The organism is Mycobacterium sp. JS623 (assembly GCF_000328565.1).
Lineage (GTDB): Bacteria > Actinomycetota > Actinomycetes > Mycobacteriales > Mycobacteriaceae > Mycobacterium.
Window position 1 is genome coordinate 1,161,605 of sequence record NC_019966.1, and the last position, 21,872, is coordinate 1,183,476.

The 21,872-nt window shown below is 65.4% G+C and carries 19 protein-coding genes; 13 read left to right on the forward strand and 6 right to left on the reverse strand.

Translation table 11 applies throughout. From position 1 onward, the window contains the following. The first annotated feature begins 194 nt into the window (after positions 1–194). Positions 195–887 carry a sulfotransferase family protein gene (locus MYCSM_RS05550; RefSeq protein WP_015305158.1) on the forward strand — a complete coding sequence of 231 codons (693 nt, stop codon included), beginning with the start codon at positions 195–197 and terminating at the stop codon, positions 885–887. A 12-nt stretch (positions 888–899) separates the two neighbouring features. On the opposite strand, the gene MYCSM_RS05555 is transcribed toward MYCSM_RS05550, so the two are convergent. Both MYCSM_RS05555 and MYCSM_RS05560 read right to left on the reverse strand, forming a co-directional pair. After that, complete coding sequence (locus tag MYCSM_RS05555) at positions 900–3,383, reverse strand: ABC transporter permease (protein WP_015305159.1); 2,484 nt, start codon at positions 3,381–3,383, stop codon at positions 900–902. Further along, positions 3,380–4,072, reverse strand: a complete 693-nt coding sequence (locus MYCSM_RS05560) for an ABC transporter ATP-binding protein (RefSeq protein WP_041311373.1) — start codon at positions 4,070–4,072, stop codon at positions 3,380–3,382. The genes MYCSM_RS05555 and MYCSM_RS05560 overlap by 4 nt, the downstream gene beginning before the upstream one ends. Before the next feature lie 538 nt (positions 4,073–4,610). Between MYCSM_RS05560 and MYCSM_RS05565 the strand changes: the two genes are divergently transcribed. Next, positions 4,611–5,729 carry a type III polyketide synthase gene (locus MYCSM_RS05565; protein ID WP_015305161.1) on the forward strand — a complete coding sequence of 373 codons (1,119 nt, stop codon included), beginning with the start codon at positions 4,611–4,613 and terminating at the stop codon, positions 5,727–5,729. Between the two features lie 82 nt (positions 5,730–5,811). On the opposite strand, the gene MYCSM_RS05570 is transcribed toward MYCSM_RS05565, so the two are convergent. Next, entirely contained in the window at positions 5,812–7,827 is a 2,016-nt protein-coding gene (locus MYCSM_RS05570; protein ID WP_085976556.1) for an SDR family oxidoreductase, read from the reverse strand. A 79-nt stretch (positions 7,828–7,906) separates the two neighbouring features. Between MYCSM_RS05570 and MYCSM_RS05575 the strand changes: the two genes are divergently transcribed. Both MYCSM_RS05575 and MYCSM_RS05580 read left to right on the forward strand, forming a co-directional pair. Then, a complete protein-coding gene (locus MYCSM_RS05575) occupies positions 7,907–8,776 on the forward strand; it encodes a MaoC/PaaZ C-terminal domain-containing protein (protein WP_015305163.1) in 870 nt (289 codons plus the stop codon). 57 nt (positions 8,777–8,833) lie between these two features. After that, a complete protein-coding gene (locus tag MYCSM_RS05580; RefSeq protein ID WP_015305164.1) occupies positions 8,834–9,721 on the forward strand; it encodes a universal stress protein in 888 nt (295 codons plus the stop codon). 1 nt (position 9,722) lies between these two features. Here MYCSM_RS05580 and MYCSM_RS05585 read toward each other — a convergent pair whose 3' ends face one another. Further along, a complete protein-coding gene (locus MYCSM_RS05585; protein ID WP_015305165.1) occupies positions 9,723–10,424 on the reverse strand; it encodes a DUF899 domain-containing protein in 702 nt (233 codons plus the stop codon). A 136-nt stretch (positions 10,425–10,560) separates the two neighbouring features. On the opposite strand from MYCSM_RS05585, the gene MYCSM_RS05590 reads away from it, so the two are divergent. Both MYCSM_RS05590 and MYCSM_RS05595 read left to right on the forward strand, forming a co-directional pair. Continuing rightward, the gene (locus MYCSM_RS05590; protein ID WP_015305166.1) at positions 10,561–13,854 is read left to right on the forward strand and encodes an error-prone DNA polymerase; all 3,294 of its coding nucleotides are present in this window, start codon (positions 10,561–10,563) and stop codon (positions 13,852–13,854) included. 86 nt (positions 13,855–13,940) lie between these two features. Further along, positions 13,941–14,582, forward strand: coding sequence for a nitroreductase family protein (locus MYCSM_RS05595; protein ID WP_015305167.1), 642 nt, complete (start codon positions 13,941–13,943; stop codon positions 14,580–14,582). Positions 14,583–14,671: 89 nt separating this feature from the next. Here the strand turns inward: MYCSM_RS05595 and MYCSM_RS05600 are convergent, their stop codons facing one another. Beyond that, the gene (locus tag MYCSM_RS05600) at positions 14,672–15,136 is read right to left on the reverse strand and encodes a tRNA (cytidine(34)-2'-O)-methyltransferase (protein WP_015305168.1); all 465 of its coding nucleotides are present in this window, start codon (positions 15,134–15,136) and stop codon (positions 14,672–14,674) included. A gap of 15 nt (positions 15,137–15,151) precedes the next feature. On the opposite strand from MYCSM_RS05600, the gene MYCSM_RS05605 reads away from it, so the two are divergent. The 7 genes from MYCSM_RS05605 (at position 15,152) to MYCSM_RS37730 (ending at position 21,191) form a co-directional block, all read left to right on the forward strand. Next, entirely contained in the window at positions 15,152–15,757 is a 606-nt protein-coding gene (locus MYCSM_RS05605; RefSeq protein WP_015305169.1) for a class I SAM-dependent methyltransferase, read from the forward strand. 240 nt (positions 15,758–15,997) lie between these two features. Next, the gene (locus MYCSM_RS05610; protein ID WP_015305170.1) at positions 15,998–18,862 is read left to right on the forward strand and encodes a sensor histidine kinase; all 2,865 of its coding nucleotides are present in this window, start codon (positions 15,998–16,000) and stop codon (positions 18,860–18,862) included. Beyond that, entirely contained in the window at positions 18,859–19,275 is a 417-nt protein-coding gene (locus tag MYCSM_RS05615; protein ID WP_015305171.1) for a roadblock/LC7 domain-containing protein, read from the forward strand. Before MYCSM_RS05610 ends, MYCSM_RS05615 begins: the two co-directional genes overlap by 4 nt. Before the next feature lie 7 nt (positions 19,276–19,282). Next, a complete protein-coding gene (locus MYCSM_RS05620; RefSeq protein ID WP_015305172.1) occupies positions 19,283–19,693 on the forward strand; it encodes a DUF742 domain-containing protein in 411 nt (136 codons plus the stop codon). Then, positions 19,674–20,255, forward strand: a complete 582-nt coding sequence (locus MYCSM_RS05625; RefSeq protein ID WP_015305173.1) for a GTP-binding protein — start codon at positions 19,674–19,676, stop codon at positions 20,253–20,255. Before MYCSM_RS05620 ends, MYCSM_RS05625 begins: the two co-directional genes overlap by 20 nt. Further along, positions 20,248–20,811, forward strand: coding sequence for a pentapeptide repeat-containing protein (locus MYCSM_RS05630; RefSeq protein WP_015305174.1), 564 nt, complete (start codon positions 20,248–20,250; stop codon positions 20,809–20,811). The genes MYCSM_RS05625 and MYCSM_RS05630 overlap by 8 nt, the downstream gene beginning before the upstream one ends. 206 nt (positions 20,812–21,017) lie before the next feature. Beyond that, positions 21,018–21,191 carry a hypothetical protein gene (locus MYCSM_RS37730; protein ID WP_015305175.1) on the forward strand — a complete coding sequence of 58 codons (174 nt, stop codon included), beginning with the start codon at positions 21,018–21,020 and terminating at the stop codon, positions 21,189–21,191. A gap of 66 nt (positions 21,192–21,257) precedes the next feature. Here MYCSM_RS37730 and MYCSM_RS05635 read toward each other — a convergent pair whose 3' ends face one another. Next, the gene (locus tag MYCSM_RS05635; RefSeq protein ID WP_015305176.1) at positions 21,258–21,836 is read right to left on the reverse strand and encodes a TetR/AcrR family transcriptional regulator; all 579 of its coding nucleotides are present in this window, start codon (positions 21,834–21,836) and stop codon (positions 21,258–21,260) included. Positions 21,837–21,872 lie beyond the last annotated feature (36 nt).

The following is a 21,872-nucleotide window of genomic DNA, read 5'->3' on the forward strand; positions in this document are numbered from 1 at the left end:
GAGCGGGCCACTTACCAGTGCACACCCGCCCAATGCCGAGACCGCAGTCGGGGCGCATCCGGCTTCATCACAGGCACTGAATATGGTGGACCGGGCTGGTCGACCACTGACGCGTACACGATTAATATGCCGACAGACATACACGACCGGTCGATCGCCGAGCGACTCCGCCCAACGCTGAGGATGGATGCAATTTGGTCGAACCTGCGCCGACCGAAGGGGGTCTCAGAGTAATCGGCGCCGGGTTTGGCCGGACGGGGACCCTCTCGATAAAGGCGGCGCTGGAGGAGCTGGGCTTCGGCCCCTGCTACCACATGACGGAGGCGTTCGCGCATCCGGTTCACGCCGAACGCTGGGCCGCCGCGTCGCGCGGCGAACCGGTCGACTGGCGAGAGCTGCTTGCCGGCTTCAGGGCAACGATCGATTGGCCGGCCTGCAGCTACTACAAGGAGTTAATGGCGGCGTTTCCGGACGCGAAGGTGCTTCTGACCGTCCGCGAGGCGGAGGGCTGGTACGACAGCGTCCGGGCGACGATCTACCGGATGCGCAAGCTGACCACATTCCCGCCAGTGCGCCAGTTCCTGCGCGTCTTTCTACCCAACACGCAGAAGGTACTGGTGAACGTCCACGAGACGTTCTGGGACAACACCTTCAAAGGCCGATTTCTGGACCGGCAGTACGCCATCGGCGTCTACAACGCCCACATCGAGGCAGTTAAGGATCACGTACCGCCGGAGCGACTGCTCGTCTTCAACGCACGCGACGGTTGGCAACCACTCTGCGCCTTCCTCGGCGTGCCGGTGCCGGAGGGCAAGCCGTTTCCGTCCGGGCATGGTCGCGTCAACTACTTCGTTTTGGCGCTGCAGATCGCCGCCCGGCGCCGCTAGGCCGAATCTGAGCTAGTCGACCACCAACGCGTCGACGATGTTGAGCCGCGCCGCGCGAACAGCTGGCGGGATAGACCCAAGGAGCGTCAAAGCGAATGCAGCGCAGGCAAATACGAGTGTTTGAAGCATCGGTACGAATACCACGTCGATGCTGAGCACGTTGGTCAGTGCCGACGCACTGACGTATTGGTTCACGGTGCCGAACACCGCTCCGATCGCGGCTCCCACTACGCCGAGGCCCGCAGCCTCGGCGAGTACAGTGCGCAAGGCGAAACGCCGCGATGAGCCCATTGCACGCATCACTCCCAACTCGCGCCGTCGCTCCAGTACCGACAACATCAGGGTGTTGAGCAGTGCGACGCTCGCGACGAAGACCACTATCCACGCCATCACGATGATGAGTGCGGTGCCCTGAGCCATCGATTCACCGACGGCGTTCGCCGCCGCCTCGCCCGAGTACACGTATACGTCGGCGGGTAGTTTGGCGCGGATCGCCGCCTCGACCTCGGTTCTATCGGCGCCAGGCTCGAGAATCACGGCAAGGGTCGTCGACCCTGGCCGGTCAAACCATTGACGCAGCTGTGTCAGGCTCATCGAGACGACACCGGAAAGAAGCGAAAAGAACGACACCACCTGCAGGACGCGTACGCGGTGCTCGCCGGTCGGAGTGAACAGGGTCAACTCGTCACCTGCCGCAATGCCAAGGGCGCGGGCGATGTCGCGGGAGACCACAACGCCGTCACCGGCCAGAACCTGTTCTCGCACTTGCGCGTTCATTGCGCGCGCCGGCGGGGCCACGGATCCCTGCGAGATTCCCTGCATTAGCACGCGCATGCCCGCCACGGTTGCGAATGCCGCCTGCCCTGGGACGACGCCGGCCACGCCCGGGATCGACGCGACCGCGGTTTCGGTGTCCTTCGGCAGGGTGGGCGCTGTCGGGAAAACGCCGGGACCGGCCGAGCTGACGAAGAATCCGACGTCGCCGAGCGGGGAGAAGGTCGCGTTCGTCGAATCGATCGCGTTGGCGTTGGAGCCGGTGCTTTGAACGGTGAGCGACACGGCGATCATCACCGTCATCAACGTTGCCCACACCCGGCGCGGCGCACGTTCGATGGTCGCCGCCGCCAGCGCGCCCGGCGCGCCGAGCGCTCTCGCGCACGCCGCGGCGGCGGCAACGATCGGGCCCGCGAAGGCGAAACACACCAGGATCTGGCCGAATGCGATGAGCCCGATCGCCACCACCGAGATCTTCCCCAGATCGCGGGATGCGACCGCGACCGCTGTTGCGATCAGACCGACACCGGCGACACCCGCCACCACCCGCGCCGGAAGCGCGACGGCGTCGGCGGCGGACGCGCCAACGGGTGCCAGGGCTTCAACCGGCTCCACCTTGTAAACCTGGCGGGCCGCCACCGCCGCCGCCGCAACGCTCACGACGACGCACGCCGCCACGCCGACGGGAATTGCGTATCCCGGCAAGATGTATTCGGTTCGCGATTCGAACCCCTGAAGCAGGGCTGCGGGAAGCCGGCCGATCGCTCTCCTGCCGATCAGAACCCCCAACGCCGAACCCAGGATCCCGCCGACCAGCCCCAGTAAACCCGTCTCCACCAACAGATCACGCACGATCAGCTGTTTCTTGGCTCCGATGGCGCGCAGCATCGAGATCGCCGGGCGCCGCTGCGTGATCGCCATGCTCATCGCGTTGTAGATGAGGAACGCGGCGACCACCAGTGCCCCGGCCGCCGCCGACAACATCAGGCTTTGCAAGATCGCCACGGCGCCACCGGATTGCGCGGACCGGAAGGACGGTTCGGCGACGACGGCTTGTCCGTCGACGGCGGCTGTGACCCCGGCGCGGACTCGGCCGAGGTCCGCACCAGGTGCGGTGACGACCAGCACCGAATCGATCATGCCGACGCGACCTGTAAGCCGCTGTATCAATGGCAGTGGTCCGACTACGAAGTTGCCTCCGTTGAGGCGGTCGGCCTCGGCGCCGGTGATGACCGCCGCGACAATGACTTCCCCGTTGCCAAGAGGGATAGTGTCGCCCACGGCGTGACCGCCTGCGGATCCGACAGCGACCCTGTTGGGCTGCGCGACCAATGGGATGATCTCGGCTCCTACCGCGCGCTGCAGGTCGCTCAACATCGTCGTGATGCTGGCGTCCACTCCGAGCAGCACCACGCGCTCGGACGGCCTTCCGACAGCTGCCCGCAGCATTGGCACCGCCGCGTCCACACCGGGCACCCCGGCTACCTGAGCCCGTATCGTTTCGGGGAAGCCGGTGTCGGTGACGCCGGAAACCTCCAGGCTCGCGTTGCCCCCGATACTGGTGACGAGACGATCGGCGGATCCCGTGATCGACCCGGCGATGCCGAAGACCGCAACGATCAACGTCGCCGAGATGGCAACCACTGCAAGCGACATCGCGGTCCTGGCGGGATGCTCACGCAATTCGCGCAGATTGAACGCTCGTATGCGGTCCACAATCATAGGGGTTCCGCAGGACCCGTCACATCCGAGCCGATGCTGCCATCGGTCAACGTGATCACCCGATCTGTTGCCGATGAGGCCTCGAAATTGTGCGTGACCATCACAACGGAACGGCCATCCTGATGGGCGATGTCGGTGAGCAACGCGAGAATCGCGGAGCCGGTTTTCGTGTCGAGATTGCCCGTTGGTTCGTCGGCGAGAATCAACGGCGGGTCCATCATCAGGGCCCTGGCGACGGCGACCCGCTGCATCTGTCCGCCGGACAACTCCGATGGTCGGTGCTCAGCGCGATCGGCGAGGCCCACCATAGCGAGCAGTTCCAACGCACGCCCCTTGACGTTCTTCATCCGTGAACCGTCGAGCAGCTTCGGCACCGCCACGTTCTCCCATGCCGTCATCGTCGGCAGGAGGTTGAAGAATTGGAAGACGAATCCGACGCTATGCCTTCGGAATTCGGACTGTCGTTCGTCGTCTAGCGCTGCGATTTCCTTGCCCTGGAACTGGATTGATCCCGAGTCCGGCCTATCCAGCGCGCCCAGTAGGTGCAGCAGAGTGCTCTTGCCCGAGCCTGACGGACCGACGATGGCCACAAAGTCGCCACCCGCCAACGTCAAGGTGATGCCGTCGAGCGCGCGCACGGTCTGACCACCGACGCGGTACGTCTTGGTGACGTCCGTCATCTTCAACATCGGGCGATCGCCCCGTCTCTCAATCATGCGCCCCGGCGCTGCCCTGCCGGTGGAGCACCGTCATCGCTGAAGGCTAGGACAAATTTCGCGCAGCACCATGCGTTCAACACGATTGTGCTCAGTTGGCTGCAGACAAGGGGCTGCTCCCGATTCCGACCGCCTCGGACACTTCGAGATGATGTCGGTCGCGGGCGGCAACAATGCGCGCCCTGGATCGGGAGATCAGTAACCGGCTTTGGTCCGCGGTGGGGCATTACAGTAGGTAAACAGCACCATCGAAGAGGTAGCGGGTCTTCGATGAACCAGTCTTGAACTGGGTGTCTGCCGTGCACGCGGCGCCACTCCGAGGGTCCGATTCCTTCCCTTGGGATATAAATTAGCGGAGATGATAATTTTTGCTGGAAATGACGAGCCAGTCGTCTATCGTTAGGGTTCACGTATCCGAGACGCCGACAGACGGCACTCACTCGAGTCACCGACCCGAGCAATTGGTTATGGGTGCCGCCGTTAGCTAGAGCCAGCCCCACGGGGGAAGAGGATGTATCTGACAGACGTCATCGACGCGCCCGCACCGGCGCGGACGACGGCTGGCTCGGTGCGCCAGCGGGCAACCCTGCTGGGCATCTCATCGGCGCATCCGCCGTTCGCATTCACCCAGGAGCAAAGCTGGGAGTACTTCTTCCGGCACATGTCTCCGCCCGTTCGGCGCGGAAAGCAGATCGTCGACGCGACGGGGGTGAAGAAGCGGTACATGATGTGGAACCCCGTCAGGTTGCCGGAGGTCTATCGCATGCAGACCGGTGATCGGATGGCCGCACACGCCGAGGCGGTCATCGAGGTGGCCTCCCGTTCCATCGGCGGCGCACTCGGGGACTTCGACAGGCGCCGGATCGGAAGCTTCGTCATGGGGTGCTCGACCGGCTACGTCAACCCCGGACCCGACCTCCTTCTTGCGAAAGAGCTCGGCCTGCGGACGGACCTGCGGCGCACGTTCATCGGCCATATGGGGTGCTACGCGGCAGCCAACGTCATCAAAGTCGCGATGGACAGCGTGGCAGTGCGACCCGACGAGGTGGTGCTCTGCAACAACACCGAACTGAGCTCAGCCCATCTGCGCTTTAGCCCGATGCCCCAAGAAGATCCGACGGTAGCGCTGATCGCACAGGCACTGTTCGGCGATGCCAGTGTGTCGATGCTGATCGGTTCGGCGCCCGACGGCGTCGGAATTCAGTTTCTGCACACGCACACCGAGCAGTTGTATGGCACCCACACGATGATGAGTCTGAACATCGGAAACGATTCGTTCTGGATGACGCTGGCCCCCGGGGTGCCAAAGGTGCTGCGGGAGAACATCGGTGGCTTTATGGAGAAGCTGCTGAAGCCGCTGAAGATCTCGACGAGCGACGTCAGTCACTGGGTGATTCATCCTGGTGGCCCGGCAATTGTGCGGATGCTCGGAAAGCAGTTGGGATTGATGCCGGAACAACTCCGGGCAAGCTGGGACGTCCTCGCCAACTCCGGCAACTGCGCATCGGCCACCGTTTTGCTTGTCCTGGAAGACATTCTGCGAGTCGACAAGCCCCGCCGAGGAGAGTACGGGGTCATGCTGACATTCGGACCTGGCCTCACCATCGAAGGCTTGGTGCTTAGGTTCTGAACCGCTGATTCGGTCCTCTGCGAGCGCGATGGACGGGGACAGGTACGTCCTGGTGTCGGTTTTCGGATGCCCTGGCGAGCACCTACCAGTGCACGCCGGGTACTAGTCGGACGGCGCGCCTGACCGGACGGGTGATGGGACTCAGCGCGCGCAACGGCTTGACACCGCGTGTCGGGCGCTTGGGCCGTTGCGGTGTGCGCTGTTGAACCCGTTCGGTGTTCTGCCCGCGGGCCGCAGGCGAATCGGGGTAACCGAGGTACAGCTGATGCAGCACGCGGCGGGACAGCTTCGGCGTGAAGTACATCCCGACGTCGGCGAGCGTTCCGACCGGCGTGTCGATGCGTGCTGGTTTCTCGACAAGGCCACGCACCACCATGGCCGCCGCATGCTCAGCGGTTATCGGAGGCATCGGGTTGAGTCGACGGGACGGCGCGATCATCGGCGTCTTCACCAACGGCATGTGAATGCTCGTGAAAGTGATGTGGTCGGACAGCGTTTCGGTGCCGACCACTTCGGCGAACGCGTCCAACGCAGCCTTGCTCGGGATGTACGCGCTGTACTTCGGACTGCTGGCTTGCACACCCGCGCTGGACACGTTGACCACATGCCCGAACCGGCGTTCGCGCCAATGCGGCAGCAGCGCCAGCACCATCCTGACCGCACCGAAGTAGTTGACCGCCATCACGCGTTCATAGTCGTGCAGCCGGTCGGTGGACGCAGAGATCGAGCGGCGGATCGACCTGCCCGCGTTGTTGACCAGGTAGTCGACGTGGCCGAACTGGCCGAGGATGTCCTTCACCGTGTGCTCGACCGATGTCGAATCCGTGACGTCGCACGTGAACGCATAGGCCTGCCCACCTGCGGCCCGGATCTCGGCTATTAGCCCGTCGAGCGCTTCGGCGTTGCGCGCCAACGCGAATACCGTCGCTCCGCGTTCGGCGACCGCGATCGCCGAGGCGCGGCCGATGCCACTGGATGCGCCGGTGATGATCACGTGCTTGCCGACCAATGGCCCTGCCGGGTCATCGCGACGCGCGCGGTCGGGGTCGAGGTGGTCGGCCCAGTACTGCCACAACTTTGGTGCATACGATGCGAACTCCGGCACCGTTACCCCGGTGCCGCGCAACGCTTCTTCGGTATTGGTCGACGTGAACGTCGGCGCAAGGTCGACGACATCGAGGATCTCACTGGGGATGCCGAGTTGCGTGGCGGCCATGTTGCGCACGATCTTCGCGCGCCCGCTGACGCGCAGAAAGGGCGTCGCGGTCGCGCCCGGCAGCGACCCCCGCAGTGGCGGTAGTCCCGCCGCTTCGGCGACTCCGCGGTAAATGCCCCGCAGTCCAATGGTTTTCGGGGCGGTGAGGTGGAAGGTCTGCCCGTCTCGGTCGTCGGCGTGCATCAGCTCAACCAAGGCGTTCACCACGTAGTCGACCGGCACGATGTTCGTGCGGCCGGTGTCGGGCAACACCATCGGGGTGAATTTCGGCAGCACCGCGAGCTTCGCCAACAGGCCGAAGAAGTAGTACGGACCGTCGATCTTGTCCATCTCGCCGGTGCGCGAGTCGCCCACCACGACGGCGGGCCGGTACACGCGGTAGCGAAGATCCGGCGTCGAGCGCACCAACAGCTCCGCCTCGAACTTCGTCTGGTGATACGGCGTCGGCAGATCCTGCGCCACGTCGAAGTCGTCTTCGGTGAACTCACCGCGGTAGGTGCCGGCCACGGCGATCGACGACACGTGATGCAGCGTCGCATCCAGTCGCCGGCACAGATCGATGACCGCGCGGGTGCCGTCCACATTGGCGGCCCGCTGGCTGGCGTCGTCGGCGGTGATGTCGTAGATCGCCGCGCAGTGCACGACGTGATCGACGGCGCCCAACTCGGCAATGGCCTCGTCGGTGAGCCCCAGATCGGCAGCAGTCAGATCTCCCACCAGCGGTTTCAGCCGCGGACCCCACTCCGCCGCGAGCCGTTCGAACCGGCCCAGCGACTCGCGCCGAACCAGCACCCACGCCTCGGCGTCATGGCTGCGGGCCAAAATCTGGGATACGACTCGACGGCCGATAAACCCGGTACCGCCGGTAACGACATAACGCATGCGAGCCATGCTCGCCCCTCGTCTGGCGAAGGTCAACAGTGTGTGACGTGGTCGTCGGCCGACCCGATATCGTCCGACTATGCCGATTGACCCCACCGCCATAGGCGCCAAGACCGACCCGACCGTCTTCGAATGGACCGACCGCGACACCCTGCTCTACGCGCTCGGCGTCGGCGCGGGAGTCGATGACCTAGCGTTCACCACGGAGAACAGTCACGACATCCCGCAGCAAGTGCTGCCCACCTACGCGGTCATCGCCTGCCTGCCGTTCGCCGCGGCAGCCAAGATCGGCTCCTTCAACTTCGCGATGTTGCTGCACGGTTCGCAGGAGATCCGGTTGTTCAAGCCGCTGCCACCGGCGGGCAAGCTCAGCGTCGTCGCCGAAGTGGCCGACATCCAGGACAAGGGCGAAGGCAAGAACGCGATCGTCATGTTGAAGGCAACGGGCACCGATCCGGCCACGTCCGAGGTGGTCACCGAGACGTTGACCACGGCCGTGATCCGCGGCGAGGGCGGCTTCGGCGGTCAACCGGGGCAGCGTCCCGTCGCTCCGGAGATCCCCGAGCGTGAGCCCGACGCGCGCGTCGCCCTTCCGACGCGTGAGGATCAGGCGCTGATCTACCGGTTGTCCGGCGACCGCAATCCGCTGCACAGCGACCCCTGGTTCGCGCAGAACCTTGCCGGCTTCCCGAAGCCAATCCTGCACGGACTCTGCACATATGGGGTCGCCGGTCGCGCGCTGGTCGGTGAACTCGGCGGCGGTGACGCTACCAAAATCCGACAGGTCGGGGCTCGCTTCACCTCGCCGGTGTTTCCCGGTGAGACGCTCAACACGTCGATCTGGCGCACCGAGCCGGGGCATGCGGTGTTCCGTACCGAGGCGGCCAACCCCGACGGGTCCAACGCCCGCCTGGTGCTCGAGGACGGCACCGCCGAATACCTCGACTGACTGCGGCTCATCGCCAAAGTGCCCTAACCGGTGCCCGGAGTTGACAGGATGGCTGGCATGAAGTTGGTCGTTGGTTATCTGGCAACGCCGGGTGGGGCAGACGCGATGGCACTGGGTGCGCGGCTGGCCCGGACGCTCGATGCCGAGGTCGAAGCGTGCATCATCTTGCCTGCCGATCGAGCGTTGCCGACGCTCACGGGTGCAAGGGACTATGAGGCGAAGCTGGCCGAGCAGGCCGAGAAATGGTTGGCCGAGGCGCTGGCATCGGTTCCCGACGACCTCACCGCGCACAGCCATGTGACCTTCGATGACTCGTTCGCCGACGGGTTGATTCGGGAAACCGCGCGACTCGAGGCCGACCTCATCGTGGTCGGCGGCTCGGGCGGCGGACTGGCGGGCAGTTACTCGTTGGGCTCCGTTGTCAACGAGTTGTTGCACTCCGCGCCGGTACCGGTTGTCGTCGCTCCGCGCGGCACCCGGGATTCCAAGATCGACCGGATCCGCGAGGTGACGTGCGCGATCGGGCAGCGTCAAGGCGCAGATCTGTTGCTGGAGAAAGCGGTTCGGTTCAGCAAGGCTGCCGGTACGCCGCTGCGGTTGGTTTCGCTGGTTGCGCTCGACCCGGTGTTCGGTCAGCTGCGCGGTGACCGGGAAGCGGTCCGCGAGCGCGCGATGGCGCACGCACAGCAGGTTTTGGAAACGGCAAAAAGCTCACTGCCGGAAGGGTTTCCCGTTGCCTCGACCATCGTGGAGGGGGACACCATCGAGGAGGCGGTGCGCAAGCTGAAGTGGCAGGACGGCGACCTCATCATGGTCGGGTCGAGCAGGCTCAGCGCACCACGACGCCTGTTCCTTGGCTCGACGGCCGCCAAGATGCTTCGCGTGCTTGATGTTCCGATGATGGTCGTCCCTCGCGACGAACTCGGCGTGCAGGATCTACCGTGAATCAGCTCGGTCCGTAGGCGCGTGCGATGTCGGGGGAGTCCGACCACTTGGAGTAGGTCGGCGATTGCGGCCAACCGTCGGGGGAGTCCTGCCATTCCTCTTGCCGGCCCCACGGAAGGATGTCGATCAGCGCGAAGCTGTGGCTGAGTTGTTCGGTGCCGCGGCCGTTGGTGTGCCAGGTGCGGTACACCGTGTCGCCTGCCGAATCAGCAATGCGCAGAAAGACATTGACCGCGAATCCGCCCCCGCGCGGCGCATCGACGTCGGCGCCGAACGAACTCTCCGACGAGGAGTACCAGTCCATCTTGTTGCCGACGCGTTCCTTGTATGCGAGGGCTTCGTCGATGGGCCCGTTGGTGACGATGACGAAGCGTGCGTCGTAGTTGTCGAGGAACTCGAGCCTGGTGAACTGCGAAGTGAAGCCGGTGCACCCGCCGCACTGCCACTCGGCGCCGTCCTCCCACATGTGGTTGTAGACGATGAGCTGCGAGCGCCCCTCGAAGATGTCGGCCAGCCGGACTGGTCCGTTCGCGCCGATCAGTGTGTAGTCCGGCATCTCGACCATCGGTAGCCGACGGCGCTGGGCGGCGATCGAATCCAGCTCGCGGGTGGCGGCCTTTTCTCGTCGGCGTAGATCGTCGAGCGCGGCGCGCCAGGTGTCTTGGTCGACCACCGGGGGTAAGGCGGTCGTCTTCTCAGTCACGATTCCTCCAGAGACGTCGGGAGTGTTCTCTAATGTTGACCGGAATCTGGCCCGAAAATCATCGCGGCGGCTAAAAGAGATCGGTCGTGCCTCATCGCCGCTCGCGGTCGAACGTGTGTTCGATTATGCTGACGGCATGGGCTGGCATACCGGGCCGCCGAGCTGGACCGAATTGGAGCGGGTGCTCAACGGCAAGCCGCGCCGCGCCGGGTGGCCCATAGACGAGCAAGTGGGCGACGGCGGCGACAGCCCGGCATGGTCACGTAAGCGTGGGGGCTATGAACCGCTGGATGTGCAGCGGCCGGGTTCGGCCGTCCCGTATGCCGAGTTGCATGCGCATTCGGCGTACAGCTTCCTCGACGGCGCCAGCACTCCGGAGGAACTCGTCGAGGAGGCGGTCCGCCTCGATCTGCGGGCCATCGCGCTGACCGACCACGACGGGCTCTACGGTGTCGTGCGGTTCGCGGAGGCCGCCAAGGAACTCCAGATGCAGACGGTGTTCGGGGCCGAGCTATCACTTGGCGGTGGAGATCGCACCGAGGATCCCGACCCGCCAGGACCGCACCTGCTGGTGCTCGCCCGCGGGCCGGAGGGCTATCGGCGCTTGTCGCGACAGCTGGCGACCGCGCATCTGGCGGGCGGTGAGAAGGGCAAGCTGCGCTATGACTACGACGCGCTTACCGAGGCGGCGGGCGGGCACTGGCACATCCTGACCGGTTGTCGCAAAGGCCATGTCCGCCAAGCTCTTTCCGAAGGCGGTCCGGAGGCGGCGGGTAGGGCGCTCGACGATCTGGTGGACCGGTTCGGCGCCGACCGGGTCAGCATCGAGCTCGTCCATCATGGCCACCCCCTCGACGACGAGCGCAACGCGGCGCTGGCCGACCTGGCGCCGCGATTCGGTGTCGGCATGGTGGCCACCACCGCCGCCCACTTCGCGGCGCCGTCGCGGGGTCGGCTCGCCATGGCAATGGGTGCTATCCGGGCGCGCCATTCGATGGATGAGGCGGCCGGATACCTTGCGCCGCTTGGCGGCTCGCATCTGCGGTCGGGGGAGGAGATGGCGCGGCTGTTCGCCCACTGTCCCGAAGTGGTGGCGGCTGCGGCCGACCTCGGCGAGCAATGCGCATTCGGGCTGGCGTTGATCGCCCCGCAGCTGCCACCGTTCGACGTTCCGCGCGGCCATACCGAGGACAGCTGGTTGCGACATCTGGTCATGGAGGGCGCCCGCGGACGATACGGCCCACCGGAGCGGGCGCCGCGCGCCTACGCGCAGATCGAGCACGAGCTGAAAATCATTGAGCAGCTCACCTTTCCGGGTTACTTCCTGGTGGTGCACGACATCACCCGGTTCTGCCGCGACAACGGCATCCTGGCCCAGGGCCGCGGATCGGCGGCCAACTCAGCGGTCTGCTATGCGCTCGGCGTCACCAACGTCGACCCGGTCGCCAACGAATTGCTGTTCGAGCGGTTCCTGTCCCCGGCGCGCGACGGCCCACCAGACATCGACATCGACATCGAATCCGACTTGCGCGAGAAGGCAATTCAGTACGTCTACGACCGCTACGGCCGCGACTACGCGGCGCAGGTCGCCAACGTCATCACCTACCGCGGCCGCAGCGCGGTCCGCGACATGGCGCGCGCGCTCGGGTTCTCACAGGGGCAGCAGGACGCGTGGAGCAAGCAGATCGGCCAGTGGGGAAACCTGGCTGAAGCGCCTCACGTCGAGGATATTCCGGAAGCCGTGATCGATCTGGCGATGCAGATTTCGAATCTGCCCCGGCACATGGGCATCCATTCCGGCGGCATGGTGATCTGCGATCGGCCGATCGCCGACGTGTGCCCGGTGGAGTGGGCGCGGATGGAGAACCGCAGCGTCCTGCAATGGGACAAAGATGACTGTGCGGCAATCGGTTTGGTGAAGTTCGACATGCTTGGCCTTGGCATGCTCTCGGCGTTGCACTACTGCATCGACCTGGTCGCCGAGCACAAGGGCATCGATGTCGACCTCGCGAAACTGGACCTCTCCGAGCCCGCGGTGTACGAGATGCTGCAGAAAGCCGACTCCGTCGGGGTATTCCAGGTGGAATCGCGCGCGCAGATGGCCACGCTGCCGAGGCTGAAGCCGCGGGTGTTCTACGACCTGGTGGTGGAGGTCGCGTTGATCCGCCCTGGCCCGATCCAGGGCGGGTCGGTACACCCGTACATCAAGCGGCGCAACGGCGTCGAGCCCGTCACCTATGACCATCCGTCGATGGAGTCGGCGCTGCGAAAGACGTTGGGTGTGCCGCTGTTTCAAGAGCAACTGATGCAGCTCGCGGTCGACTGCGCCGGCTTCTCCGCTGCCGAGGCCGACCAGTTGCGCCGGGCTATGGGATCCAAGCGTTCCACTGAGCGGATGCGGCGACTGCGCGGCCGGTTCTACGACGGCATGCGCGAGCAGCACGGCATCACCGGCGAGGTGGCCGACCGGATCTACGAGAAACTGGAAGCCTTCGCCAATTTCGGCTTCCCGGAAAGTCATTCATTGAGCTTCGCGTCGCTGGTGTTCTATTCGTCCTGGTTCAAGCTGCATCACCCGGCGGCCTTCTGCGCGGCGCTGTTGCGGGCGCAGCCGATGGGCTTCTACTCGCCGCAGTCGCTGGTGGCCGATGCTCGCAGGCACGGGGTGACGGTGCACGGTCCCGACGTCAACGCCAGCCTCTCGTACGCCACGCTGGAGAACGCCGGGATGGAGGTGCGGCTCGGTCTCGGTAGCGTCCGTCACATCGGCGACGAGTTGGCCGAGCAGATCGTCGAGGAGCGAAAGGCCAACGGGCCCTTCGGCTCTCTGTTGGATCTGACTCAGCGTATCCAGCTGAGTGTGCCGCAGACCGAGGCGCTGGCCACCGCGGGGGCGCTTGGCTGTTTCGGGATCACCCGCCGCGAAGGGTTGTGGGCCGCCGGCGCGGCTGCCACCCAGCGACCGGACCGGCTGCCCGGCGTTGGGTCGTCGTCACACATCCCCTCGCTGCCCGGCATGACCGAGCTGGAGCTGGCCGCCGCTGACGTGTGGGCCACCGGCATCTCCCCGGACAGCTATCCCACGCAGTTCCTACGCGAAGACCTCGAGGCCATTGGCGTGGTGCCCGCCGATCAGCTGCTGGCCATTCCGGACGGCACCCGCGTACTGGTCGCGGGGGCGGTGACACATCGGCAGCGACCCGCGACCGCGCAGGGCGTCACGTTCATCAACCTCGAGGACGAGACCGGGATGGTCAATGTGCTTTGCGCGCCAGGGGTTTGGGCGCGACACCGTAAGCTGGCGCAGACGGCGTCGGCCCTGCTGATTCGCGGTCAGGTGCAGAACGCCACCGGCGCGGTCACCGTCGTCGCCGATCGGATAGGCAAGCTGTCCATGAAAGTCGCCTCGAAGAGCCGCGACTTCCGCTGAAGATTGCACTCACGGCTCTGAACCTCGCGAGATCACGACCCTCAGTGCAAAATCCGCAGGCTCAGCCGCGAATGTAGTCTCGCGAAATGACCTTGAACCTGTCTGCCGATGACGTCCTGACCACCACGCGCTCGGTGCGCAAGCGGCTGGATTTCGAGAAGCCGGTCCCGCGCGAGGTGCTGCTGGAGTGTCTCGATTTGGCGCTGCAGGCGCCGACGGGCTCGAACTCGCAGGGCTGGCAGTGGGTGTTCGTCGAGGATGCGGAGAAGAAGAAGGCGCTTGCCGATATCTACAGCACGAACGCGACGCCCTATCTCGACATGCCGAAGCCCGAGTACGGCGACGTACGTGACGAACAGCGCCCGCGGGTGTACGACTCGGCGAAGTACCTCAACGAGCACCTTCACGAGGCGCCGGTCATGTTGATTCCCTGCTTGGAGGGCCGTCCCGACGGCGCGCCCGCGGGCATGAGCGCGTCGTTCTGGGGTTCACTGCTGCCCGCAGTGTGGAGCTTCATGCTGGCCCTGCGGTCTCGCGGTCTGGGATCGGCGTGGACGACGCTGCATCTACTCGGTGACGGCGAGAAGCAGGCCGCCGAACTCCTCGGCATCCCCTTCGACAAGTACAGCCAGGCCGGCCTCTTCCCAATCGCTTATACAAAGGGCACCGACTTCAAGCGGGCTACTCGGTTGCCGGCGCAGGAGGTCACTCACTGGGACACCTGGTAGTCGCGGAAATATGTCTCGCCCGCGGTGAGCGTGCGTGAAATGCACGCAAATTGCGGCGTGTCGACGTACTGACACGCACGCTCGCGGTACTAAACCGCGCCGCTGAAGCCGTGCTGCCGCCATGCTTCGTAGACCGCGACGGCCGCGGCGTTCGACAGGTTCAGCGACCGCCGGCCCGTCAGCATCGGGATGCGCACCTGCGCGGTGATGTGCGGGTCAGCGAGTGTCGCCGCATCGAGTCCGGTCGGTTCCGGGCCGAACATCAACACATCGCCCGGCTGGTAGCTGACGTCGGCGTAGGACGCAGTGGCGTGCGCGGTAAAAGCAAAAACCCGCGTCGGCGCCAAAACAGACCACGCCGTCGCCAGATCGCGGTGCACGGTCACCGACGCCAGGTCGTGATAGTCGAGCCCGGCCCGGCGCACCTTGGGTTCGGACAGGTCAAATCCCAGCGGCTCGACCAGATGCAGTTCACATCCCGTCGCGGCGACCAGCCGGATCGCGTTGCCGGTGTTGGGCGCGATGCGCGGGGAGAAGAACAACACATTGAACACGGCGATAATGCTTGCATGGTCGAGCGGAGCATCTGGATGCAGAAGGTTGCTGCCAATCCCGGACATTCGCACTGGTATATCGAGCGTTTCCGGTCGATGGCGCGCGCTGGCGAGGACCTCGCCGGCGAGGCTCGTTTCGTCGATGCCATGGCGCCCCGCGGCGCCCGCATCCTCGACGCCGGCTGCGGCTCCGGCCGGCTGGGCGGGGTGCTGGCCAAGGTCGGTCATCACGTGGTCGGCGTCGACGTCGACCCGGCGCTGATCGACGCAGCCGAACAGGATTACCCAGGCCCGCACTGGCTTGTCGGCGACCTCGCTGAGCTCGACTTGCCCGCGCGGGGCATCGTCGAACCGTTCGACGTCATCGTGTCCGCCGGCAATGTGATGGCGTTCCTCGCCCCGAGCACCAGGGTTCAGGTGTTGCGCCGGCTACGGACCCATCTCGCGGCCGAAGGTCGCGCGGTGATCGGCTTTGGCGCCGGCCGCGATTATGAGTTCGCCGAGTTTCTCGACGATGCGAACAGGGCGGGATTCGAACCCGATCTGCTGCTGTCCACCTGGGATCTGCGCCCGTTCGCCGATGACTCCGACTTCCTTGTCGCGGTCCTTCGGCCCGCCTGAAAGATTCCTCGATTCACTGCCCAATCATTTGCTCGGGCGATACGAAACAGCTCGTCAGAGCGGTTATCAAGTCTGTCTGTTCAGTAAGAATTGTGGAATCGGCTGCACATGGCTGTCATACTCGACCAATTGCCAGGCGTACAACGCCGCCCATCGGTGGGCGAAATCAGCAGGAAGTCATATGAACGACGCTCCATTACTGAATTGCGGGCAGGCGACCGATAGCACCGGCGGCCGCCCATGACCGCGTTCTCGCAGCTGAAAAAGGCCGATGGCACGGTCGTTGATTTCGAACCAAAGCCGCAGCGGCCCGCCAAGCGACCGTCGCGATGGTCGATCACGAATTGGCCGGTCCGCTGGAAAGTCTTCGCGATCGTTTTGGTGCCGTTGGTTCTCGCCGGGACGTTCGGTGGATTGCGCATCTACTCGAGTGCGACGGACGCCGCCGATTTGCGCCGCGCCGCCGATCGCGCGGAAATGGTGCCCGCGATCCAGAGCTACATGGGAGCGCTCGATGCCGCCATGCTGGCGAGTTCGACCGGTGGTGACACCCAGGCGGCGCTGACCAAATTCGACAGCGCCCGCCAGGATTTGCAGCGACGGTTGACCGCAACCGATGTCGCACCGGACGTCAACAAGGGTGTGACGACCATGATCGGCGCCGGTCAGGCGCTGATGGACAAGGTCACGGCCAACAGCGTCGGGCTGCGCGACCGCGTACAGGCCTACACGCCCATCCTGCTGACCGCCGAGGACGCCATCAACGGCTCCGTGCGCGTGGATGACGAGCGCATCCGCGCCCAGGCGCTGGGCCTGAGCCGGGCCGTCGGCGCGCGGGGCCAGATGATGATTCAGCAGCTGCTGGTGAACCTCGGCGGTGAGCTGGCCGACCCCGAGCTGCGGATGTCGATGACCACGGTGGCGGGCACCGAACCCTCGACGCTGTTCGGCATGAGCCAGGTGCTGGGCATCGGCTCGCCCGAAGCCCAGAAGCTGCAGCAAGAGTTCGTCAAGCGGATGGCGATCATGTCCGACCCGGCCGCCGTGCTGGTCAACAATCCGGACCTGAGCGCTTCGATCCAGGCGACGAAACAGATCGCGGACAAGATGGTCGCCGACACCTCGAAAGCGGTGACGGATGCGGTGGAGAGCCAGGCTGCCGCGCAGCGCACGGCCGCGATCCGCGACACCGCGATCGTCGTCTGCACGATGCTGGTGGCGCTGCTGCTCGTCATCCTGGTGGCGAGGTCGCTGGTGCGTCCGCTGCGTCGCCTTCGCGACAGCGCGCTGAAGGTCGCACACGACGACCTGGCCCGCGAACTGGATCGGGTCCGCGCCGGTGCGGAGCCCGGCCACGTTCAGCCGATTCCGGTGTACACCTCCGAAGAGGTCGGCCAGGTCGCGCACGCCGTCGATGAGCTACACGAGCAGGCCGTCCTGCTGGCCAGCGAACAGTCCCGGCTGCAGCTGCAAGTGAGCGACATGTTCGAGACGCTGTCGCGCCGCAGTCGGTCGCTGGTGGACCAGCAGCTCTCGCTGATCGACCGCCTCGAGCGCAACGAAGAGGATCCCGAGCGGCTGGAGAGCCTGTTCCGGCTGGACCACCTCGCCGCTCGGATGCGCCGCAACGGAGCCAACCTGCTGGTGCTCGCAGGGGCCAAGGTGCCCCGCGAACAGGTTGAGCCGGTCCCGGTGTCGGCGATCATCAACGCGGCCGCTTCCGAGGTTGAGGACTACACGCGGGTGGTCACCGCGACGGTGCCCGATAGCGAGATCGTCGGCGCCATCGCAGGCGATCTGGTGCACCTGTTGGCCGAGCTTCTCGACAACGCGTTGCGCTACTCGCCGCCGATCTCCCAGGTGCGGGTGTCGGCAGTGCACACCGGCAATGGCGGGCTGGTCATCGAGGTCAGCGACATCGGCATCGGCATGACCGAATCCGATCTGCGGGTGGCCAACACTCGACTGCAGTCCGGGGGCGAGGTCAACCCGTACACCGCCCGGCACATGGGCCTGTTCGTGGTCGGGCGGCTCGCCTCGCAGCACGGGCTGGTGGTCCGGTTGCGCAGCACCATTGCGGGCGAACCGAATTCGGGCACCACTGCCGGTGTGTTCGTGCCGGGTCACCGGCTCGTCGTGGGCGGGGCTGCGCCTGATCAGTTCGGCGAACCCGAGTACGGGATCCCCGCCGACGCGCACGCCGGCATCCATACCGCGCTGGCGCTCGACGAGGATCACGACTTCGTTGAAGAACCCGGGCACGAGTACACCAACGGCCACGTGCCCGTCGCGTTGTTGCCGCAACGCAATCCGGGCGCAAGCGGGATCTCCGACATCCCCGCCTCGCTGACGCAGCCCGCAGAGGAAGAGCCTGCCGACGAGTGGCCGGCCGAGGAGCTGTGGCCCGAGGATTCGATGCCTGCGCACACGGATGAGGTGCCGCCATGGGGTCAGCGCTTGGCGCCGCAGCCCGACGTCGACAGGGCTCCAGTCGACACGTCGGCGTTCTTCGCGTCGCGCGCGCAGGCCGCCAGCAACGGCGTGCCTACCGCGCCGGAGGCACAGGAGTCGCAGCCGCAACCTCCCGCGCAAAGTCAGCCGCCCGCCGCTGCGGAGCAGCCGCAGCCCGAGCCAACGCGACACCCGGTGGAGGAACCGTCTGCGACGGCAGGCGCCGATGACGCCATCTATCAGAGGATGTTGTCCGAATGGCTCGTCGACCCCACCGACCTGGCCAAGAGCGACGACCTGAATTGGGAATCGGTCTGGGATCACGGCTGGTCGGTGGCCGCGGCGGCGGACGACGCCCCGGTCGCCGAGCACACCGAGGAGGGTCTGCCCGTGCGCGAGCCTGGCGCGCGCCTGGTGCCGGGCGCGGTGGAAGCCGCAAGCCCGTCGAACGGTACGCGGCACGCCAACGGTGGTGCGCACAGGAGCGACCGCGGCGACGACGAGGTAGCATCGGCGGCTGAGTTCGGCACCGGCGGCGGACCGATTCCGCCCCGCGATCCAGACGCCGTCCGCGCAAGCATCAGCAACCATTTCGGTGGGGTGCGGGCTGGCCGATCACATGCCCAAGAGACCAGAGGAACCGATAACGAATGACCTACCCGCCACGTTCGACGCAGCGCGATTCGCTCGACTGGCTGGTCTCGAAGTTCGCCCGCGAAGTATCCGGTGTCTCGCACGCCGTGTTGGTGTCGGCCGACGGACTGCTGATGGCGGCGAGTGAGCACATGCCGACCGAACGAGCCGACCAACTCGCCGCGGTGGCCTCCGGCCTCGCGAGCCTGTCGACGGGCGCGTCCCAGTTGTTCGACGGCGGGTATGTGCTGCAGTCGGTCGTCGAGATGGAGAACGGCTATCTGCTGTTGATGCGCGTCGGCGACGGCTCCAACCTCGCGACTTTGGCCACCCGCAACTGCGATATTGGCCAAATCGGTTATGAGATGGCCATTTTGGTGGAGCGAGTCGGCGCCATGGTCCAATCGGCACGACGCTCCCCGCAGCACTCGTGAGTGGCCTATGGACCATCGGGAGGGCAGGAACGAAGCGACCGGGGGATCGCTCTGGGAATCTGACGATACGGGCGAACCGCAGCTGGTTCGGCCGTACACCCTGACGGCCGGCCGTACCGATTCCCGGGTCAATCTGCCGCTCGAGGCTCCGATCGAGACTGTCCTCTTGCCACCGAAAGCGGCACGCTGGCCGGGCAACGACGTGCGCGGCCGGATCCTCGCAATGTGTGCCGACAGCCCATCGGTCGCCGAAATTGCCGCAGTCTTGTCGCTGCCTCTCGGCGTGGCGCGCGTGCTTATCGGTGACCTCGTGACGCAAGGTTATCTACGGGTGCACACCACGCTGGGTGACTCCACCACCATCGACGAACGACGTGAATTGATAGGAAGGACGCTGCGTGGCCTACGAGCGCTCTGACAGGCGGGACACCGCCTCGACGAAGATCGTCATCTCCGGTGGTTTCGGCGCCGGCAAGACGACGTTTGTGGGTGCGGTGTCGGAAATCATGCCGCTGCGCACCGAGGCGTTGGTGACGAACGCGTCGGCGGGCGTCGACGGACTCGAGCTGACCCCGACCAAGAACACCACCACCGTGGCGATGGACTTCGGCCGCATCACGCTCGCCGAGGATTTGGTGCTGTACCTCTTCGGCACGCCGGGGCAGCGCCGGTTCTGGTTCATGTGGGACGACCTGGTTCGCGGCGCCATCGGTGCCATCATCCTTGTCGACGTGCGACGGCTAGCGGACAGCTTCGCCGCGGTCGACTTCTTCGAGGCGCGCAAGCTGCCGTTCCTGATCGCGATCAACGAATTCGATGGGGCGCCAAGGCATCCCGCGCAGGCGGTGCGCAAGGCGCTGGCGCTGCGTGAAGACATTCCGATAATCACCGTCGACGCGCGCGACCGCCATTCGACCAAAACCGCGTTGATCGCAATCACTGAGTACGCGCTGAACAGCCTGACGCCAGTTCGTGGTTGACGACGGCACAGTCTGGGCCGAGCGCGAGTTCGACAGCCGCGACTTCCGTGACGAAGACCTGAGCCGGCTGCGCACCGAACGCGTGGTGTTCACCAACTGCGACTTCAGCGGTGCCGACCTATCCGAATCCGACCACGAGGGCTCGGCTTTTCGCAATTGCACGTTCCGCCGAACATCCTTGCTGCACAGCGTGTTTCGACACTGCAGTTTCCTGGGCTCGGTCTTTACCGAATGCCGTATGCGGCCGATCAAATTCGTCGAGGTGGACTTCACGCTGACCGTTCTCGGCGCGTCGGATCTTCGCAGTGTCGATCTGTCCGATTGCCGGCTGCGGGAAGCCAGTTTGGTGGAAGCCGACCTGCGCAAAGCTGTGCTGCGACGCGCCGACCTGTCCGGCGCCCGTGTGCAGAGCGCCAAGCTGGAAGAAGCCGATCTGCGTGGCGCGCGTGTCGATCCGACGTTTTGGACCGCTGCCGCGCTCCGTGGCGCGAAGGTCGACATCGAGCAGGCGATGGCCTTCGCCGCCGCACACGGTCTCGACATCCACGGCGCTTAGGCACGCCGAAACTGCGGGGAGATCGTCGTCGCGTTGCAGAACTCGATCTCCCCGCAGTCTCGCGCGTTTGGGCGTAGGTGATTACTGCCAACCGCCGGTCAATTTCTGCCAGCGGAATTATACGCCTTCACCACGGTGTTTAACCGGTTAGACCGGCCAATGGAGTTAGAAGATTGGTCGAACGGAACACGGAAGAAGGCATCGCAATGAAGACAGTCGGATTTGCCACCCTGGTCGCTACTGGTTTGACCGCAGCAGTGCTCGGCCTCGCGGCACCGGCCCAGGCCGTTATCGTCACCAACCCCGTCGCCCCTCACTATCAAGTCGACAACCACGACAACGTGAACACCACGAACGGGTTCGTGGACGTGCCGTTCTGATCGGGGTGACGGCCAAACAGACAGGCAGACCGTCGCTCAGGGCGGTCTGCCGCTTTGTGTATGCCGTTATGGGGTGAGGTGGCGGCTGACGATCGGCGCTATTCGCTCGACCAGTTCGTTCACCGGTGTCGAAGCGACAGGTTCCACGCACAGGATGTGCCGCAGATACGCGATGCCCAGCAGTTGCGACATCGCGAGGTCGATCCGAAGCTCGGCATCCGTTGACCCAAGAGCGGCCGCGATGTGTGCGTACACCTGTCCCTGAATGAATTGGCGCACCAGGTTCGCCGACTCCTCGTGAGTAGCGGCTCCTCGCAGAATCGCCAGCAGTGGTGCACGTGAATCCGGTCGCTCCCACGCCTCGAAGAACACACGCGTGAGTCGCTCGCCAATCCCGCCGCGGTCTCCGGCGGTGATCCGGGCCGCGATGTCGGCGGGCTCGAACGGCCAGCCCATGGTCGCGCGGAACAGTTCGGTCTTGCTGCCGAAGTAGTGCCGGATCATCGCGGGGTCTACACCGGCGGCAGCGGCGACGTCGCGCACCGAGGTTTTGTCGTATCCCGTCTCGGCGAACATGCGGCGGGCTACGGCCAGGATCACGGTGCGGGTGTCGGTTTTGCCAGGGGGGCGTCCGATGCGTGCCATGGTGGTGAAAACTCTACAGCCGTTGACTTTCTGTTC